This is a genomic window from uncultured Fibrobacter sp. (genome assembly GCF_937877005.1).
GTDB lineage: Bacteria > Fibrobacterota > Fibrobacteria > Fibrobacterales > Fibrobacteraceae > Fibrobacter.
On record NZ_CALEFV010000083.1, the window covers coordinates 1 to 3,251 of the forward strand.

Annotated in this window: 4 protein-coding genes and 1 pseudogene; all 5 read right to left on the minus strand. The window is 54.1% G+C overall.

The window, feature by feature from the left end:
* Nucleotides 1-307, minus strand: a 307-nt coding sequence (gene nuoK / locus Q0628_RS04495; protein ID WP_298768560.1) for an NADH-quinone oxidoreductase subunit NuoK, incomplete at its 3' end; no start/stop codon positions are given.
* Entirely contained in the window at nt 307-846 is a 540-nt protein-coding gene (locus tag Q0628_RS04500; protein WP_298768562.1) for an NADH-quinone oxidoreductase subunit J, read from the minus strand. The genes Q0628_RS04500 and nuoK, both read right to left, overlap by 1 nt.
* A complete protein-coding gene (locus Q0628_RS04505) occupies nt 846-1,415 on the minus strand; it encodes an NADH-quinone oxidoreductase subunit I (RefSeq protein WP_298768564.1) in 570 nt (189 codons plus the stop codon). Before Q0628_RS04505 ends, Q0628_RS04500 begins: the two co-directional genes overlap by 1 nt.
* Nucleotides 1,415-2,770, minus strand: a complete 1,356-nt coding sequence (locus Q0628_RS04510) for a complex I subunit 1 family protein (RefSeq protein WP_298768566.1) — start codon at nt 2,768-2,770, stop codon at nt 1,415-1,417. The genes Q0628_RS04505 and Q0628_RS04510 overlap by 1 nt, the downstream gene beginning before the upstream one ends.
* Nucleotides 2,770-3,251 (minus strand): annotated as a pseudogene (locus Q0628_RS04515) (proton-conducting membrane transporter); the annotation flags it as partial. The pseudogene Q0628_RS04515 and the gene Q0628_RS04510, both read right to left, overlap by 1 nt.

Sequence of the window (3,251 nt, forward strand, 5' to 3'; positions counted from 1 at the left end):
TCATATTGGAATAGTTGTCGGAATCGACACTTTCACGGTTGCGGAAAATGAGGATAACGAGAGCGAGTCCCACGCAAGCTTCGGCAGCGGCAACCGCAATCGAGAACAGCGGCACAATCTGGCCGGCCACGCTCAATTCGGCAGGAAGCGTCTTTGCAAAGCCCACGAAAGAAAGATTCACCGCGTTCAGGGCAAGTTCGACACCCATGAGCACGAAGAACACGTTACGGCGAGCAAGAGCCGTAATGAGGCCAATGGTAAAGAGCACCAAGGCGAGAATCTGAATATAAATCGGTTGGAGTTCCATTACCTATCCTCCTTATCTTCCGAGACCTCGGATCCCAGGTGTTTCTTGGCCATGAGTACGGCAGCACCCATCGATGAAAGCAACAACAAGCCGAGCACTTCGAAAAGCACGAAATAGCCGGGGCCGGTTTGGGCCGTATCGAACAGGTTCTTGGAAGTCATCTCAACAGAGCCGCGAAGAGTCGATGCATCAAAGCCCATCGGCGAAAGCACAAGAGCAAATCCGACGAGTCCCGCAAGGACCAGCACCCCTAGCACCACGAAAAACGAAACGCCATCGAACATAGGCGTCTTGGAATCCTTAGCCGCATTCAGCACCGAGATGACAAACACGAGGAGCATCATGATGGCTCCTGCATAAACCATAATCTGGACAACTCCAATGAAGGGGCTACCCAGCAGGCCGTAAATGCCTGCGAGCGAAAGCATAGTCAATACGAGAGAAAGACCACCGTAAAGCGGATGCTTCGAAAACAGCACGCAGAGGGCGGCGCCCACGGCGATAACCGAAAGAAGAATGAAATAAATCAGGGCAAGCATTACTTAACCTCCATTCCCCAGACCTTGCGGGCCGCGGCATTCTTGGTACCACCCGGAGCCACTTGGCTCTGTTCGTCATCGGGATAATCCTTCGGATCCCAACTAGTGAGAGATTCAAGATTAGCCACGAATTCGTCGCGGGTACGGTGTTCAAAGATAATCTCCTTGGTATCCATGCGGAGCGCATCAACCGGGCAGGCTTCAACGCAAAGGCCGCAGAACACACAGGTCAGATGGTCAATATCGAAACGTTTCACCCTTTTTTCGATGCGCGGGTCATCACTCGCAGTCGCTTCGATATAGATACAATGGGCAGGACAAGCCGCAGCGCACATGCCACAGGCTACACAGCGCGGAGTTCCATCGGCACGGAGCATCAGACGATGCTTGGCACGGTAACCGCTGCGAACTTCGGGCTGACCTTCCGGGTAAGAAATCGTCGGCAAGGTTTCGTAGCGGAACAGGCCGCGGGCAGCATGCTTGAGCGTTGTCCACAAGCCGCGAATCGCCTCGAAGATGTAAAGGCGTTCCACCCAGTTCATGGGTCTCTGTCTAATAACGCGGGCCATTAGTTACCTCCCATCAACTTCGCGACTACGGCGGTCACGACGAGGTTCAAAATAGCGATGTTCAAGATAATCTTCCAGCCAAGATGCATCACGTGGTCGTAGCGGAAGCGCGGGAGAGTCCAGCGGACCCAAATCCACACCCAGCAGAAGAACACGCTCTTCACCAGGAGCACCAGCAGGTGGATGAGAGCAGTCCCCAGGGCAGCGCCAAGAGTGTTCACGGCAACGCCGTCGATCATAGTGACCTGCGGGTTGTAGAACATCCAGGATGCGACACCGGCGCAAACCAGCACGAAGGCGGCAATCCAACCGATCCCCTTGTAAAGCTTGTATTCCTGCAAGATTTCCATCTTGTTGGACTGTGCCGAAGCACGGAGCTTGCGGGAGTAGCGGTAGATCATGTGGAGGAAAGCGAGAGCGAAGAAAGCGAGCACCCAGCAGAGGATAGCGAGCGAGCCACCCATGTGAGCCTGGATGGTTTCGGTCGTCACGAACGGGACCGAGTAGCCGCCCAGGAAGAGCGTTGCCACCAGAAGGCTGCTGATGCAAATGTGGGAATATTCACCCATGTAGAACAAACCGAACTGCATGGCACCATATTCGGTGTGGTAGCCGGCAACAAGTTCAGGTTCACCTTCGGCCACATCGAACGGGGCGCGGCCCGTTTCGGCAATCGTCGCAATCAAGAAGCAGAAGAAAGCCACCGGTTGGGCGACAATGCCCCACACGTGCGTTTCCTGCCAAGTCACAATATCGGTGAGGCTGAACGATCCGGCGAGCACCAGAAGACCCATCATCGAAAGGCCCTGGCAGACTTCGTAGCTAATCGTCATCGCGGTCGTACGCAGAGAACCGAGGTAGCTGTACTTGGAACGGGAGCTCAAGCCAGCGAGAACGGCACCGTAGGCGGAAAGCGAACTGAAACCGAACAGGAGCAAGATACCCACTTCGGAATCCACGATCGGACCCGCGATGCGCACCACCTGGCCACCCCAGTCAAAAACCATCGGGCCAAACCAGGGAATCACGCACGGAGAAAGGAACACGATGGCAAACGGGATTGCCGGAGCCACGTAGTAAAGGAATTTCTTTGCACCCTTCGGAGCAAACATTTCCTTGAAGAACAACTTGGTACCGTCGCACATGTTCTGCACATAGCCGAACAGACGAACCTTACCGAAGAAGGGAATTTTGATATAGGAACGGTTCGGTCCCTGACGATCCTGCATAAAGCCGGCGCCACGGCGTTCCATAGGAATCAACAACAGGATGTAAAGGACAGGAACAAAGCAGAAGGCGAACTTCGCAATGGTAATAATCCATTCCACCCAGGTTTTGGATTCAATGATATCCATTAGGCGTTACCTCCTTCGAGCAACTTGCCTGTATTCTTGATGGTATCGTAAGAAAGTCCTGCAAGCACGCTTGCGTATTCACCAGCCTTCTTGAAGGCATCGAATGCGCTTTCGAACTTGTTGCCGGCGAGTTCGGAGAGAACGTCATAAGCCGGGCGAAGTTTTTCATCGGGGCAAACCGGGCAGGCAGAAAGCTTCTGAAGAATATTCAGGCTGTTCACCATAGTGCCCTGGGCTTCGCTCCAGTGACGAATACCGAAAGCAAGCGTCGCCTTGTTGGCGGTAGCGTCGTTGAAAGCAGACAAGACGATACGGGTCGCAATCTTTTCGAGAGAAGAAACGGCAGAGCCACCTTCGCCAAAGAGATCTGCATTCACCGTCAAGAGCACCTTGAATTCAGAAGCGCGCTTCACGAGATCGTCGAGGTTGTTGTCGGCGATGCCGAGCAGCTTGAAACCGGCGCGGTTCGCAAACGGGTCGC

Coding starts and splice junctions, on each gene's coding strand:
- Q0628_RS04500 (WP_298768562.1), bottom strand. CDS start 846: ATGCTTGCCCTGATTTATTTCATTCTTCTTTCGGTTATCGCCGTGGGC.
- Q0628_RS04510 (WP_298768566.1), bottom strand. CDS start 2,770: ATGGATATCATTGAATCCAAAACCTGGGTGGAATGGATTATTACCATT.
- Q0628_RS04505 (WP_298768564.1), bottom strand. CDS start 1,415: ATGGCCCGCGTTATTAGACAGAGACCCATGAACTGGGTGGAACGCCTT.